Below are 14,538 nucleotides of genomic sequence, written 5' to 3'. Positions count from 1 at the left end.
GATGATTAACTCTTTGATCTCCGGTGTAGGATTTGGCTTTCTGCTGACCATTATGCTCGGCCCGGTATTTTTCGGGCTTTTGCAAACCAGTATTAATAAAGGTTTTAAATTTGGTGTATATTTTGCCATTGGCGTGGCTGTTAGTGATGTGAGTTTTATCCTTATTACCTACTTCGGAATAGCTGGATTTTTAGACAATGAGTTTTTTCAGAAACTTATTGGCATATTCGGAGGGATCTTTATGAGTGTTTTTGGACTTTACTATTTTTTTAAACCAGTTGAGGAGGTACTGCCTGTAACTACTATTGAGGAAAATGCCCGAAAATCCAGCTTTATACTTAAAGGTTTTGTACTCAATATCTTTAACCCTTCTGTATTGTTTTTCTGGGTAGGTGTAGTTAGTTTTATTTCTGTTCAGTATGAGGATAATCACGTTCAAATCCTTTCTTTCTTTACGGCAGCGGTTATTACGGTGTTAACTATGGATATCCTCAAATCTTATATTGCAAACAAGATCAAAAAGTACTTTACCACAGGCTTTCTTAAATTTCTGAACAAGGGGCTTGGTGCTGCTTTGTTTCTTTTTGGGTTAAAATTGATCTATGACTCGTTTGCAGGAACCTTTCATGAGCATGGCCCCCTTTTCTAACCTATTTTATGAATACCAAGTTTAATGGTGCTTTGTTCGAACTCTTTGCACCTTATTCTCTTTATTAATGTTTAGAAGAAAGTCTACAAAGAAATTGTGCTTACAATGAAAAAAGCTTTTTTTATTTTAATTACTGCGCTTCTTGCGGCATGTGCAAGCCCTGAAAAACCTGGTGAGAATATCTTGACCGAAGACCAAATGGTTGACATCTTACTGGATATTCACACTAAGGAGGCTTTGGTCAAAACACAGAACTTCCCTAATGATTCAGCAAAAGCTATCTATAGAAGATTGGAGCAAGATGTTTTCAAAAAACACGACATTAGCCGTAAGCAATATGAGGAAAGTTACGGGTTCTATTTAAGAAATGTCAAATTGCTGGATGGTATTTATGCCAGATTGGTTGATAGCCTTAGCTTAAGAGAGGGCAAGGGAAAAGTAAAGGTAAAAGATTAAGACTATATGTTATTTCCTGATTCGGTTGAACAAAAACTCGGATTTGATCAGATAAGGCAGCGCTTGGAGACCTATTGTTTAAGTAAACCAGGACGGGCGTTTGTATCTAAAATAAAGTTCTCGGGTGATCATAAGTATTTGCAGGTATTGCTGAGGCAGACTGCTGAGTTTCTGACTATCCTGAAGCAAGACATAAGTTTTCCAGTGTCTGGCTTTTTGGATATATATCCTTGTTTGGAAAAAATACGCCCAGAAGGGACTTTCCCGGAAGGACAGCAGTTCCTAGACATACTCAGCTTGCTTAAAACGCTTGATGCTATACACAAGTTTTTAGATTATTCTGAAGAGGAGGAGTACCCCCACTTAAAAAATTTGGCCAAAGATGTATTTGTGGACAGGGTTGTTGCTAAGCAAATTGCGCAGGTGCTAGATGATAGGGGCGAAGTTAGGGACAACGCCTCGCCAGAATTACTTCAGGTCAGGAGAGAGCTTTTGTCTGAAAAATCCCGGATTAGGAAGGAAACTGACCGTATGTTGCGGCTCATTAAAAAAGAGGGCTATTCGGCAGAAGATGTATCTGCCACCATTCGAAATGGCCGTATGGTTATTCCTGTTGCTGCTGAGTATAAACGGAAGGTGAAAGGGTTTATCCATGACGAGTCGGCTTCTGGACAAACTGTGTTTATTGAGCCTGCAGAGGTTCTTGAAATCAATAATAACATCAAAAGTTTGGAATATCGCGAAAGGAGAGAGGTTATCAGGTTATTGATTGCTCTTTCAGATAGCGTGAGACCTTATCTGCCTCAATTGCGAAAAGCTGCTTTTTTTATTGGCGTTATTGATTTTATAAGGGCCAAAGCTTTATTGTCAATAGAACTAAGTGCTGTAGTTCCTTCTGTGCATAAAAACCCTATGATGAAGTGGAACAATGCCAGGCATCCTTTGCTGGAACTGGCCTTGCATGCCCAGGGGCGCAAGATTGTTCCGCTTAACTTTGACTTAAATGCTGACGAACGGATATTGGTGATATCGGGGCCTAATGCCGGTGGTAAATCAGTAAGTTTGAAAACTGTCGGCTTATTGCAGTATATGCTACAATGTGGCTTGCCGGTTCCTATGGACGAATCTTCGGAAATGGGTATTTTTCAAGATATCTTTATTGATATTGGTGATGAGCAATCTATTGAAAATGATTTAAGCACCTACAGTTCCCATTTGAGCAATATGAAATTTTTCTTGAAAATGGGAGCAAAGAAAAGCTTGGTGCTTATAGATGAGTTTGGAACAGGTACAGAACCGCAAATGGGTGGGGCTATAGCAGAAGCAATTCTTGAGCAGTTAAATCAGCTTGGTGTTTGGGGCGTAATTACTACCCATTATACAAACCTGAAACTTCTTGCTGGTACATTGCCAGGTTTTGTGAATGGTTCGATGCGCTATGACTTGAAAAGACTGGAACCTTTATATGAACTGGAAATAGGGCGGCCAGGCAGTTCTTATGCCTTGGAGATTGCCCAAAAAACTGGTTTGCCGCACCAAGTGATTGCTGTGGCTCGGGAGAAAGCCGGAAAATCTCAGGTGGATTTTGACAGGATGATCCGTGACATGGAAAAGGAAAAGCATAAGCTTGTGGAAACCAGCAGGAGGATTAGAGAGAAGGAGAGGAAGCTGGAAAAGGATCTCAAAGAATATACTTCTTTGAAGGAAGATCTTGATAAAAACAAAAAGGAGTACATCAACAAAGCTAAGGCAGAGGCCAAAGAGTTGCTGAAGGATGCCAATAGACGTATTGAAGAAACCATACGGAACATCAAAGAGTCTAAGGCTGAGAAAGAAACCACGAAGAAATTGCGGGACAACCTGCGACAGTATTCTGATAAGTCCTTAAAAACGGAAGTTGAGCAGGAGTATAATGCTCCAGATTATGAAGTAGAGGAGGGCGAAATAGCTGAAGGTGACTATGTGCGGGTAAAAGAAAGCGGTGCTGTGGGAAAGGTTACGGCGCTCAAAGGTAAAAATGCTGAACTGGCTATAGGTGAACTCAAATCTAATGTCAAAGTTCAGCGCTTAGAAAAGATCAGCCGTAAGAAATATCGTGAACACCATGCAGAGAAAAAGGAAAGCAGTGCTACCTTAAGCGGTTTGAATAAAAAAATGATGGCTTTTACTCCCGATATTGATGTAAGAGGCAGAAGGGGCGAAGAAGCACTCGCAGAAGTGGATGGTTTGTTGGACAGTGCCATTATGTTCGGAGCTAAAGACCTTAGGATTGTTCACGGAAAAGGGGATGGCATTTTGCGCACACTGATAAGGGAGCGTTTAAGAACCTATCCTCAAGTAGTGTCTATAGATGATGAACATGCTGACCGCGGCGGAGCCGGAGTTACTTTGGTGAAAATGAGGGCTTGATCTTGAGTTAAAAAGCGGAAACGAAAATTGATTAAACCTGAAGTATGTAATAGAAAGTTCTAATGCATATTTCAGGTTTAATACATGATTCGATACTAAGCCATTTTGCGTAATAGAGACAGGTTTACTGCATCCATTTCCTCTTTTTTAGGGGTTTCAATTACTTTTGGGTGGTCGGGGAAGTGTTGCATGATATACTTAAAGGCTTCTGTGCCTATCTGCCCTTGGCCTATGTTTTCATGCCTGTCCAAGTTGCTGCCCAATGCACCTTTCGAGTCGTTGAGGTGAAAAGCTTTTAGATTGCGCAACCCTACTGTTTGTTCTATTTCGTTAAAAGTAGCTTCGCATCCTTGAAATGTCCTAATATCGTACCCCGCTGCAAAAGCATGGCAGGTATCAAAGCACATGCCTAATCGTTCTTCGTTGGCAAGGTTCATTATCTTTTTTATTTGGGCAAAACTTCTGCCTATAAAAGCCCCTTGACCGGCTGTGTTTTCTAACAATACCATCGACTTCAGGCCAGCGGTATGTTGAATGACAACTTTTAAACCTTCAGCTATTTTTTGGATAGCCTCTTCTTCGGAAACGTATTTATTTGATCCAGGATGGAGTACGGTATAACTGAGACCTAAAGCATCGCATCTGATCAGCTCTGCTGCTAGAGAAATAATGGATTTCTTGCGAATTTCTTCATCTTGCGCAGCTAGATTTATAAGGTAAGTGGTGTGCGAAAAAGCTTTTTTTATGCCAGCTTTTTGCATACTTTTCCTAAAACGATCAGCCTCTTCATTTGTAACCGCCCTTTCCCTCCACTGCCTTTGGTTTTTAGTGAATATTTGGATACAGTCCATGTTTAGCTTTTCGGCTTCTTCACAAGCTTTTTCAAGGCCTCCACTTATACTGCAATGTGCTCCGATCATCATATAAAAATAAAATAGTTCAGGCAGGAAAAGTTTTTACCGCTTGAATATTAATAAGAAATAATGTTAAAGCCTGCTGATAAAGTCTACTGGCGAGGCAAAAAGCAACTAGGCGTACTTTAGTAAGCTAATAAAATATTGAGATTTCTAAATGGGTAACCCTATTATTTTTTCCCTCTTACGCTACTCTTCTGTTGCTACGGATAACATTTTCCAGCACTGACTGTTTTTCTTAAAAGCTATTTTATGGCAGGAAAAGACACTTTTGCGCGTAAGGTTTTGGTGGCAACTTCTATTATTGTTTTGGTTGTTTCCGCTACATTGATACTTATCTATGCTAGGACATTTTTTTTGTTACTTTTTGGAGGGATGCTTTTAGGTGTCTTTTTAAGGGCAATTGCTTCTTGGCTTAGCCGTAAAATTAAGTTTCTGCCCACAGGGTTGAGCTTGGCTTTTGTTATTCTCTTTTTAATAGGTTTAATTACTCTGTCCATTATTCTTATAGCCCCAACAGTAGGCGAACAATTTCAGGCTATCCGTGATGCGGTTCCTGAATCTATTGCTCAAGTTGAAAGGTGGCTTAGAGGCTTTGAATTTGGCCAGCAGGTACTAGAGCAGTTACGTGGCGCATTTGATGAATTGGCCGTAGAGCAAGAGCAGATTGCAGAAGCTGCTGGTATATTGTCATCTACGTTGGGGGTGTTAGCAGATATACTTATTATTTTTGTGATAGGTATTTTCTTTGCAGCAGACCCGTATTTATATAGAGATGGTATCGTTTCTCTTTTTCCCCCATCGCAGCGGCAAAGGTTAAATGAGGTAATTCATACAAGCTATAGATTTTTAAGCTTATGGTTATTGGGTAAGTTTTTTACCATGGCAGTGGTAGGTATTTTATCAGGCATCGGATTGGCTATTATGGGTGTTCCTATGGCTATAGGGCTGGCGTTTATTGCTTTCCTGTTAGATTTTATCCCTAATATTGGGCCTATTATCTCGGCCATTCCGGCAATGCTCATCGCTTTTTTGGTAAGTCCCGCACATGCACTGTATGTGGCGCTCTTATTTTTTGTAGTTCAATCTATAGAGAGCTATATTTTTGTTCCTTTGATTTATAAAAAAACTGTTTCGATCTCTCCGGTAATGACGCTTATGTCTATTGTTTTTTTTGGGATAATCACTGGTTTATTAGGTATCATTTTGGCCACTCCTATAGTGGTAGTGTTCAAAGTCTTAATCGATGAGCTATATATCAAGGATTACCTTCAGGGAGGGGGTAAAAAGAATTTGATGGTTACGGAGGTTTAGTGAGGTTTTAAATTCTGTTTTTGTATGATCTTGTTTGAGGAAAGAAAGTATTTTATCAATAAGCTGGTACTTTCCATGCTGCTGGTTTTACTGGGAGTGGTATTGGCCGGAGTTTATCAACAGGTTGTAAATGATATACCTTTTGGGGCGCAGCCACTTTCAGATACAGCCTTGGTGGTGGTGTCTTTGATGCCTTTTACTTTACTTCTTATGATGTTTCTGATCAGTATGAAGGTCAGAATGGATGAAACAGGACTTTTTTTTAGGATCATACCTTTCCAACGGAGGTATCACGTCTATTATTGGGAGGAGGTAGCTTGCGTTTGCTTAAAGCATTACGACGGAAGCTCTGAAATCAAAGTACCTTTCGGTTCTAACACAAAAGGCTGTAAAGGGTTGCAGCTAGTCCTTAAAGATGGGAACAAGATATTTTTTAGCTCAACAAAGACTGAAGAATTGGCACAAGTGCTAAAGCAGTTATCTGTTAAAGGAATAGTGAGAACCGAAGCCGAGGCTGAAGAAAAGTAAAAGGCAAGGGCAGAAAACCTTGTCTTTTCAAGTCTGTGTATCCTCGTAATAGAAAATTTTCAGGTTTAAAGTCCCTATAAGGCTTGAGGTTCTTGCTGGCTCAGGCAGTGAAAGCTACCAAGTCCCCAGATTAGGTCTGTAGAATCCAAGCCCACTACTTTTCTGGAAGGGAAGCATTGAGCAAGTATTTCTAATGCCTTTTCGTCATTTTTGTCGTTGAAAACAGGCACTACTACGGCTGCGTTCCCAATATAAAAATTGGCATAAGAAGCAGGCAGGACCTGATCTTCATAAATGACAGGTTTCGAAGGCATTGGTAGCTCAATAATATTCATCTGTTTACCGTCTTGAAGGCGCATTTTATGCAGCTCTTTAAGGTTTTCCTGGAGAGGGGCATAATTGTTTGATGCTTTATTTTCTTCCACGACCGTTACCACAGTGTCTTCGTTTACAAACCGGGTTATGTCATCCACATGTCCGTCGGTGTCATCTCCTTCTATACCTTCTCCTAACCAGAGTATGTGCTCTACACCATAGTAGTTTCGAAGGAAACCTTCAATTTGATATTGGTTTAGAGTAGGATTTCTGTTAGGGTTTAATAAGCACGCTTTGGTTGTCAAGACCGTACCTTTGCCATTAAAGTCCACAGAGCCACCTTCCATGACAATACCTGGATGAAATACTGGTATATTATAGTGGATGGCAATTTTTGTAGGAATCACATCATCCAGATCATAAGGTGGGTACTTTTCGCCCCAAGCATTGTACCCCCAGTCAACAATAACCTTGGGAACTTCGGCACCTGGTTTTACAAGAAAAGCAGGGCCATGGTCCCGACACCAAGCGTCATTGGTAGGAAACATAAAAAACTTTACCTTTTCCAGGTCTACACCTTCATCTTGCAAGTGCTTAATGGCTTTAGCTTTCATCAAATCGTCGCCTACATTGATGTGCACCATTTCACCTGCGGTCAATGCTTTGATAAATTTACTGTAGACAGGATATATGGATGCTATTTTCCCAGGCCAAGAATCTTCTTTATGAGGCCAGCTCAGCCAAGTGGCAGTGTGTGGTGCCCATTCTGCTGGAAAATAATAGCCCAGTTCTTTAGGTAAGTTTTTCAATTTCTTTGTGTTAGTCAATAAAACGTTTACAAATTACATCATAAGAATCAATTCTTCTGTCGCGAAGAAAAGGCCAGTGTGTCCTGTAGTTGTCCGTTTTGCTGAGGTCAATTTCCTGTACATGTACTTCCTCTTTGTCATGAGGAGCTTTGTAGAGTAACCTCCCAAAGGGATTGGCCACAAACGAGCCGCCCCAGAAATTCATGTCCCCTTCTTTTCCTGTGCGGTTTACAGAGACTACATGAAGCCCGTTGGCTACTGCATGGCTCCGCTGAATCGTCTGCCAGGCATTGTACTGTTCCTCATTGACGTCTTTGTCTTGAGCGTCTGCCCAACCAATGGCGGTAGGGTAAAATAAGATTTCTGCACCCATCAATGCGGTGATTCTAGATGCTTCAGGATACCACTGGTCCCAACAGATGAGTACACCTATTTTTGCAAATTTAGTTTCAAATATCCTATAACCGGTATCTCCTGGGGTAAAGTAGAATTTTTCGTAATACCCAGGATCGTCAGGAATGTGCATTTTCCTGTATTTGCCCAGATAGGAACCGTCAGCATCCAGTACTGCTGTTGTATTATGGTATAAGCCTTCAGCTCTTTTCTCGAAAAGAGAGGCGATAATTACGACATTTAGTTCTTTGGCCAATGCAGAAAGCCGGTCTGTAGAAGGGCCGGGAATTTGCTCTGCGAGCTTAAAGTTTTCATAGTCTTCCACATCGCAGAAGTACAGGGAGCGGAAAAGTTCCTGTAAACAAATAATGTTGGCGCCTTTGGCAGCCGCCTCTCTGACTTTTTCGACAGTTTTGGCGAAGTTGACCTCAGGGTCTTTTACGCAAGACAACTGTACCAGTCCGATATTTACTTTTTTTTCTTTCAATTCGGGCAAATGTTTTAATGCTGCGAAATTACTAATTTTTACATTTTTGCAACCAAAATTAGGGAAAAGCAGTTCGTATGCAAAGGCTTTAACCTGGATTATACGAAAAAGCTTTACCTTTTTAGGACGATTGGGGAAAAATTAAAATAGCTAATCTCTGTCTGAACATCTAAGGGTATCTTTTTAAGAAACGAAAGTCACGGAATCTACCATTTCCAGTTTGGCCACAGCCTCTTTTTTTTTAGACTTTGCCACTGCTAACTTCATTCTACACTCAGCATCAAACTCTTGATCTGTTATTTCCCCTGCCAGCTCGTTTACGGTACGCATTACTTCGCTTGTGTTTTCATAACTGTAGGAAAATTGTATGGTATCCATTTCGTATTTCTCCACTATAGTTGCTTTGTTCAGCGCTTCGGCGGCTGCCGTTTTATAGGCTGTGATCAATCCACTGACACCTAGCTTAGTGCCTCCAAAGTACCGGACAACAATTACAAGTACATTGGTAAGGTTATGGGAGCGGATCTGGTTTAGAATAGGGTCGCCTGCTGAGTGGTTGGGTTCGCCATCGTCGTTGGCACGTATACGTTCTCCGTTTTTTCCAAAAATCCACGCAAAACACACATGCCGCGCATCATAAAACTCTTTACGCTTTTCGTTTATTATCTCTTTGGCATCTTCCTCGCTATGTGCCGGAAAGGCAAAGGATATGAACTTGCTGCCTTTTTCTTTATATAAGCCCTCGGAAACTCCTTCTATGGTCAGAAATCTATCTTCGTCAGTCATGCTGTTTCAGGTATTCTTCTGCTTCTTGTTTAATTGAAAGGTATTGGGCTGAATTTAATGCTTTTTTATAATAATCAATAGCTTTGCTCTTATTTCCTGTGTTATGGTAAACCCTTCCGAGGCCAGCATAAGCAAAGCTTTTATAGTCGGTGGTTGGATTGTTTACCTGTTTAGAAACTTTGAGTGCCTGAAGGTAATAGGACTCTGCTTTGCTCATATTTTTGTGATGCTTCTCATGGATCATTCCTAAAAAGATGCATCCAGCCATATCGAAATATTTGTTCTCTAACTTTCGTAGCTGAAAACTGTTTTTTTCTGCTTTTTCATAATGTCCTGACATGACCAAGGCTTCTGTATATCTTGTAACAAAGAAAGGGTTGTCAGGATATTGGTCTACTAGTTTCTGGCCATACATTAAAGCTACTTCGGGTTTGTTCTCATATTTCAGATTCATACCTGTAAGGTACTGAAGGGCTTCTATACGTGTAAATATCCCCTCTTTGCTGGCATGCAGTAATTGTTGAAGCCCTTTTTCAATATCTCCAGAAGTAAAGAAAACCATAAAAGGTTTGACGGCCGGTCTTGATTCTGGGTATCGCACTACATAGTAATTATATAGACCCGTAGTAAAGTAGAACTCTGCAAATTGCTCTTTTAGGCCAAACCCTTCTTTCATATAGGCATATGCTTTTCTTGCTTCGTTCATGGTTTTGAAATAGTCCTCATTAAGGTTGTGGTAATAAGACAAGGCACTATGGGTAGCAAGCTGAAAAAAGATAGCTTCCGGGTCTTTTTTATTCGTATTGTATAGCTTTTGGGAATAGTGAAGCGCTTCCTTTAGTTTTTCATAGTAGTTGTTTGACCGTTCTTTAAAGCTGTTTTCTGCCATTATTCTCCAATACTCGGTGTTTGCTTTTAAAAAGTAGTAGGCCGGGTGCGAAGGATATTTATCTTTGACTTGTTTGAATATAGCCTCTGCCTCATCAAACTTCAGGTTGTACACTTTGTCCAGGCCTGCATTGATTTTTAAGCAGATTTCTTTGTCATTTATAATAGTTTGGGCTTGAACCCAATGATTTAAAATGCCACTGAGAAACAATAAGGTGATAAGAGAAGCTAGTTTCATATTGAAAGTAACGCCATTGCGGTTATAAAAATATCAATATTAATGCCATAATAGACATAAAAATTCCATAAATGTTTGTTTTGGTCAATCTTTCACGAAAAAACACGAAAGCTGAAAGAGTTGTCACCAAAATAATTCCGATGTTTAACACAGGGAAAAATATTGTCCCGTCATTATTGAAGTCTGAGAGTGCTTGTAACAAAAAGTAAATGGTAAAATAGTTGGGAATGCCAAGCATAATACCTCCTGCCACGTCTTTCATGGCAAATGTTACTTTTTTGAAGCGAAAGCTTATCAATACGACGCCGGTCAATGCCGCTGCAAGAAAAGTGGCCATGGGGAAATAAGGCTGAGATTCAGGTGTCATGTAGCTGTAATTGATGTAATTGATATAAAAATCAATACCGCCCCCCAATAGAAATACAACTATTGGTAAAATAAAAGAAAGCCTTTGTTCTTGCTTAGGGAGCAAATCGTTGCTTTCTCTAATGGATGTTAGTACAATAGCTACGATTCCTGTAGCTATGCCAATGTAGTTAAAGATGTTATAGTCAACGGCTTGTGTTTCGAAAAATATAAGGCTGCCTGCTACTGGAATAATCAAGGAAACCTTATTGGCTACACTTGCTACAGTCATATTTACTTTTTCTACCGTAAGGGCCATCAGGTAAAAAGTGATAACAAATACTGCCCCTGTGATGCAAGCTGGCAAAAGCCATGGCTGGGCCTGCTCTATGACTGCAATAGGGGAGGTAGCTGTGTATATGCTTCCTGTGACAACGCAAACAAAATAGTTAATGACAATGGCTACAAATGTATTGATTCTCCACAAGTGAAAAACTTTAAATACAATGAAAAGCGTAGAGGTTAAAACTATTGTCAGGATTAGGTTTAGCATGCAATATTCAAAGTTCTTACGGTTTGCTTGGGGGAAGCTAACAGGTCGCAGGTTTAAAATGATCCATCTGCGAAAATGCAAAAAAAGTTTGTGTTTCAGGAATTGTTGGATATAAATTTATCTTTGTAATTAAGAAAGCAGTATTGTCTTACCGGGGGAACAGTTTATTTCTTTGGCGGCTGCTGAACGGTAATCACGAATGACAAAACCACGGCTAATTGATATTCCAAAAATAGGTAGCGATGACACAGGATTTATTTCTGTTGCCCAAATAGGTGAACAAGTGCCTTTTGAGATACAACGGGTATTTTGGATTTATGACGCCACTGGTCAAAGGGGGAACCATGCACATAGGAGGGGAGAGCAGGTGATTGTGGCTTTGAAGGGGGAGGTGCGTATCGCTCTTTCTACACCCGACCGTAATACATCGCACTTTGTACTTGCGAACGCCGACCAAGGGTTGTTGCTCCCTGAAATGCACTGGATTGAATTTCATATGGCTAAGGATGCAATATTGCTATGTATATCTTCAGTACTTTATGCAGAAGATAATTATATAAGGACTCCAGAACATTTTTTCTTATAGCTTTTGAAGTATAAAGTAATCACGCATACTGCCGCTGAACACCCTTTTGCTGGAGAGGCGTTTCTGTTTAATACAGAAAAACACCTTTGCTCTCAGCCTGGGGCAGAAAGGTACACTTTTGATTTAGTCAATATCAAAACCGAGTTGTCAGAAGCTCGTTTTACCATGTTTTTGAAAGGAAACAACGCTTTTAGCCCATTGAGAGCACCCTTTGGCTCTTTAGAGTTCCTTTCAGGTGTGCCTTTTCATTATCTTGAAATGCTTTTAAAAGAAGTGGATAAACTTGCCTATCAGAAACAGCTGAAATCTGTCACTGTTGTTTCTTATCCCACTTGCTATGCGCCTGAGAACAGTCAAATGTTGCACTATTTATTTACAGCTTGTGGGTATAGTCTGGAGTTTAATGAGCTGAATTTCCATATTTGTCCCGATGCAAGAAGCTTTATGCAAAGAATTGTTCTTAACCAGCGGCAAGAGCTGAAAAAATGCAGGGAAAAAGGGTATACCTCCAACTACGGCCAAATACAGGACTTAGAAGCTGTTTATGATGTTATTTCCAGGGCTAGGAAACACAAAGGATATCCGTTGACACTTTCTTTGGAACAGTTCAAGGGGTTGCCGGAGCGGTTTCCCGATGACTTTACTTTTTTTTATGTGAAAAATAAGGAAAAATATATTGCTGTAACTTTGGGTGTAAGAGTAAATAGCCGTATTCTGTATAACTTTTTTATGGCTGCCGACCCAGATTATAAGTCAGATAGCCCAACCATTATGCTATTGGAGGAGCTTTATAATTACGCTCATTGTCATGGTTATGAAATATTGGATTATGGCATGGCCTCTGAAAAGGGGGCGCCAAACCATGGGCTTATACGCTTTAAAGAGCGAACAGGGGGCATTCCTTCTTTAAAACCAGTATTTAAGAAAAATATAAGGTTGTCCATTTAGATGTCTTGTGTATTATTAGCTTACTAAGGCTCGCTTAATTACTTTTTGCCTCGCCGGCAGGGCCTTACTTTTTTTCTTAGACAAAAAAAGTAAGCAAAAAAGTCAAGGCCCTGAAATTTGCTAAACTTTATAACCATTACGCTAAAAAATTAGAAACTCACCCTCCTTGCGTCGGGCTCAAACAGCAAATTTTTTGGCCGCTTCATGGTTATAAAGTTCTTAACGCAATTTCATCAATGGCCGCCTTATTGTCTAACAATGATACATACCCCCATTATGGAATGGTAGTTTAAAGGATATTATCATACAAGTAAAAAATTATTACCTCCTAGGGCCTTAAATGGGTAAACTTAAAAAGCTATTCCTTTTACAATTCATAGTTCATATACCTTATAAATATCGTTTCCTGCTACGATTCTTAAGTGTAGGTGGTGTTCTTTGTATGTAAGTAAATGGGTCACCCCTTTTGCTTTTAGTCTCATGAGCCCATCTTCATCCAAGCTTATAAGGCCTGCATAGGCAGGTTTTTTTAGCTGCGGCCCTTTTTCTGGTAAATCTAAATGAATGTTGTAGACCTCTTTTAAGCGTTGCTTCCAAGTAGGGAGGTAGTCTCTACGCTTGGGCAATGTTTGAAAATCTACGTATGAAGCACGTTTTCCGTAGTATTTTAAAGCTGTAAACTCTAAGGGTTGGATGAAAACAGCGTTTTTTGGGGTTTTCTCTCTTATTTGCAGCGCAATGTCTGTTTCAGGATTGGCGCGGAGGTTGCTGGAAGAAAAATGGTAAGGTTTGTCTCCTGGAAGGGCTTCTTGAAAAATGGAGAACAACATACCGGCGGCTAAACATGCGGAGCCAATGACAAATACCTCTAATCTTTTGTTCTCTTTAATGCTCCTTTTTAGAAAATGTTTTTCTAATAAACCAGCTACTGCGATAAATCCCAGTAACTTCGCCCAGATCATGGTCCTGAACCACCATGAGCTAATGATTAACATACTGTCCTGGTACAAGCCTCCTATGTAAATAAATGTGCCAAACACAATCGTCATGAGCATGACAAATACCCGTTGGTCTTTTTGGTGAAAATAGACCAAGCCGATAGGTATAAGGAACAGCATCAACAATATGCCTTGTTTAGAAAAATGCAGTGGATGGTAAAACTCTGGGTGCCGAAACTTATATACTAAGCTGATATAATCAGTATTGGCAATGGATGCTAAGGCTTGTTCTCCTTGTGAAAATCTGATCGACCAGATAAACACACCTGCGCAAAGCACATAGAAGAAAACGGAAAGTATAGCTTCAAATAAAGGTACTCGTTGTGAAACATATACTTGATAGATAAATACGGGGATAAATAACAAGAATAAGTGCAGCCCTATAATCGGTTCCAGCAGTGTGGATGCCATGGTCAGTGCAGTACCTTTGACTATTTTGTCAGACAGAACCAAGACTATTGCCCAAATACCCAATGCTTTTGCTATGCTGGCTCCTTGTAAGCTATTGCGCCACATTTCATCGCCCCCTGTATTGGCATTGTAGCTTATTAATAAAGTAAGCAAAACGACAGTATAGGATAAATAGGTGTTTTGTATGAAGTGGCTGCATAACCGTAACATGCCTATGACTATCCCTACAGTGGCAAGTATATGAAGAATTAAAACGATGGTTTCTTGAAAGGGGTAAAAAAATGATAGAATAGAGGCACTTACCATATGTTCATTCCATCCTGCGGCTTTAATGCTCTGTATGAACAGGTCGTTGGTTAAAATAGTGCTTTCTTTGAGATGGACGCTATAGGATAAAAACTCGCTATGGGTTTCTGTACCTATCTGATATCCTTGGAAAAGAACCAGGATTGCCCACATGAAGAAACCAAAGACCAGTTCCCGCAACCTATTTTCAGATAGTAATTTCATG

Annotated in this window: 14 protein-coding genes; 7 read left to right on the top strand and 7 right to left on the bottom strand. The window is 40.1% G+C overall.

The window, feature by feature from the left end; translation table 11 throughout:
• Window position 1: 1 nt before the first annotated feature.
• The 3 genes from RCC89_16730 to RCC89_16720 all read left to right on the top strand — a co-directional run bounded on the left by RCC89_16730 (window position 2) and on the right by RCC89_16720 (window position 3,514).
• On the top strand, window positions 2-649 hold the full coding sequence (locus tag RCC89_16730; GenBank protein ID WMJ74802.1) for a LysE family translocator: 648 nt from the start codon (window positions 2-4) through the stop codon (window positions 647-649).
• Window positions 650-754: 105 nt separating this feature from the next.
• The gene (locus RCC89_16725; GenBank protein WMJ74801.1) at window positions 755-1,105 is read left to right on the top strand and encodes a DUF4296 domain-containing protein; all 351 of its coding nucleotides are present in this window, start codon (window positions 755-757) and stop codon (window positions 1,103-1,105) included.
• 6 nt (window positions 1,106-1,111) lie between these two features.
• Window positions 1,112-3,514 carry an endonuclease MutS2 gene (locus tag RCC89_16720; GenBank protein ID WMJ74800.1) on the top strand — a complete coding sequence of 801 codons (2,403 nt, stop codon included), beginning with the start codon at window positions 1,112-1,114 and terminating at the stop codon, window positions 3,512-3,514.
• A 95-nt stretch (window positions 3,515-3,609) separates the two neighbouring features.
• On the opposite strand, the gene RCC89_16715 is transcribed toward RCC89_16720, so the two are convergent.
• Window positions 3,610-4,437, bottom strand: a complete 828-nt coding sequence (locus RCC89_16715) for a deoxyribonuclease IV (protein ID WMJ74799.1) — start codon at window positions 4,435-4,437, stop codon at window positions 3,610-3,612.
• A 243-nt stretch (window positions 4,438-4,680) separates the two neighbouring features.
• Between RCC89_16715 and RCC89_16710 the strand changes: the two genes are divergently transcribed.
• Window positions 4,681-5,742: an AI-2E family transporter gene (locus tag RCC89_16710; GenBank protein ID WMJ74798.1), complete on the top strand. Its 1,062-nt coding sequence runs from the start codon at window positions 4,681-4,683 to the stop codon at window positions 5,740-5,742.
• A gap of 24 nt (window positions 5,743-5,766) precedes the next feature.
• Entirely contained in the window at window positions 5,767-6,270 is a 504-nt protein-coding gene (locus RCC89_16705) for a hypothetical protein (protein WMJ74797.1), read from the top strand.
• A 74-nt stretch (window positions 6,271-6,344) separates the two neighbouring features.
• Here RCC89_16705 and RCC89_16700 read toward each other — a convergent pair whose 3' ends face one another.
• The 5 genes from RCC89_16700 to RCC89_16680 all read right to left on the bottom strand — a co-directional run bounded on the left by RCC89_16700 (window position 6,345) and on the right by RCC89_16680 (window position 11,084).
• Window positions 6,345-7,394: an agmatine deiminase family protein gene (locus RCC89_16700; GenBank protein ID WMJ74796.1), complete on the bottom strand. Its 1,050-nt coding sequence runs from the start codon at window positions 7,392-7,394 to the stop codon at window positions 6,345-6,347.
• Window positions 7,395-7,404: 10 nt separating this feature from the next.
• The gene (locus RCC89_16695) at window positions 7,405-8,274 is read right to left on the bottom strand and encodes a carbon-nitrogen hydrolase (GenBank protein WMJ74795.1); all 870 of its coding nucleotides are present in this window, start codon (window positions 8,272-8,274) and stop codon (window positions 7,405-7,407) included.
• Between the two features lie 183 nt (window positions 8,275-8,457).
• On the bottom strand, window positions 8,458-9,060 hold the full coding sequence (locus tag RCC89_16690; protein WMJ74794.1) for a YigZ family protein: 603 nt from the start codon (window positions 9,058-9,060) through the stop codon (window positions 8,458-8,460).
• Complete coding sequence (locus RCC89_16685; protein ID WMJ74793.1) at window positions 9,053-10,186, bottom strand: tetratricopeptide repeat protein; 1,134 nt, start codon at window positions 10,184-10,186, stop codon at window positions 9,053-9,055. The genes RCC89_16690 and RCC89_16685 overlap by 8 nt, the downstream gene beginning before the upstream one ends.
• Before the next feature lie 22 nt (window positions 10,187-10,208).
• The gene (locus RCC89_16680; protein ID WMJ74792.1) at window positions 10,209-11,084 is read right to left on the bottom strand and encodes a hypothetical protein; all 876 of its coding nucleotides are present in this window, start codon (window positions 11,082-11,084) and stop codon (window positions 10,209-10,211) included.
• Window positions 11,085-11,283: 199 nt separating this feature from the next.
• Between RCC89_16680 and RCC89_16675 the strand changes: the two genes are divergently transcribed.
• A complete protein-coding gene (locus RCC89_16675; GenBank protein ID WMJ74791.1) occupies window positions 11,284-11,670 on the top strand; it encodes an FdtA/QdtA family cupin domain-containing protein in 387 nt (128 codons plus the stop codon).
• A 3-nt stretch (window positions 11,671-11,673) separates the two neighbouring features.
• Complete coding sequence (locus RCC89_16670; protein ID WMJ74790.1) at window positions 11,674-12,618, top strand: GNAT family N-acetyltransferase; 945 nt, start codon at window positions 11,674-11,676, stop codon at window positions 12,616-12,618.
• 374 nt (window positions 12,619-12,992) lie between these two features.
• Here the strand turns inward: RCC89_16670 and RCC89_16665 are convergent, their stop codons facing one another.
• The gene (locus RCC89_16665) at window positions 12,993-14,537 is read right to left on the bottom strand and encodes a DUF6798 domain-containing protein (GenBank protein WMJ74789.1); all 1,545 of its coding nucleotides are present in this window, start codon (window positions 14,535-14,537) and stop codon (window positions 12,993-12,995) included.
• Window position 14,538 lies beyond the last annotated feature (1 nt).

The sequence above is a fragment of the Cytophagaceae bacterium ABcell3 genome (assembly GCA_030913385.1).
Classification (GTDB): domain Bacteria; phylum Bacteroidota; class Bacteroidia; order Cytophagales; family Cytophagaceae; genus ABcell3.
The sequence above is the reverse complement of the archived record's forward strand: the minus strand, read 5'-3'. Positions and strand labels throughout refer to the sequence as shown.

Bases quoted from the DNA above. Each gene is read 5' to 3' on its own strand.
- RCC89_16730 (WMJ74802.1), top strand. From the start codon at position 2: ATGATTAACTCTTTGATCTCCGGTGTAGGATTTGGCTTTCTGCTGACC.
- RCC89_16725 (WMJ74801.1), top strand. From the start codon at position 755: ATGAAAAAAGCTTTTTTTATTTTAATTACTGCGCTTCTTGCGGCATGT.
- RCC89_16720 (WMJ74800.1), top strand. From the start codon at position 1,112: ATGTTATTTCCTGATTCGGTTGAACAAAAACTCGGATTTGATCAGATA.
- RCC89_16715 (WMJ74799.1), bottom strand. From the start codon at position 4,437: ATGATGATCGGAGCACATTGCAGTATAAGTGGAGGCCTTGAAAAAGCT.
- RCC89_16710 (WMJ74798.1), top strand. From the start codon at position 4,681: ATGGCAGGAAAAGACACTTTTGCGCGTAAGGTTTTGGTGGCAACTTCT.
- RCC89_16705 (WMJ74797.1), top strand. From the start codon at position 5,767: ATGATCTTGTTTGAGGAAAGAAAGTATTTTATCAATAAGCTGGTACTT.
- RCC89_16690 (WMJ74794.1), bottom strand. From the start codon at position 9,060: ATGACTGACGAAGATAGATTTCTGACCATAGAAGGAGTTTCCGAGGGC.
- RCC89_16685 (WMJ74793.1), bottom strand. From the start codon at position 10,186: ATGAAACTAGCTTCTCTTATCACCTTATTGTTTCTCAGTGGCATTTTA.
- RCC89_16680 (WMJ74792.1), bottom strand. From the start codon at position 11,084: ATGCTAAACCTAATCCTGACAATAGTTTTAACCTCTACGCTTTTCATT.
- RCC89_16675 (WMJ74791.1), top strand. From the start codon at position 11,284: ATGACAAAACCACGGCTAATTGATATTCCAAAAATAGGTAGCGATGAC.
- RCC89_16665 (WMJ74789.1), bottom strand. From the start codon at position 14,537: ATGAAATTACTATCTGAAAATAGGTTGCGGGAACTGGTCTTTGGTTTC.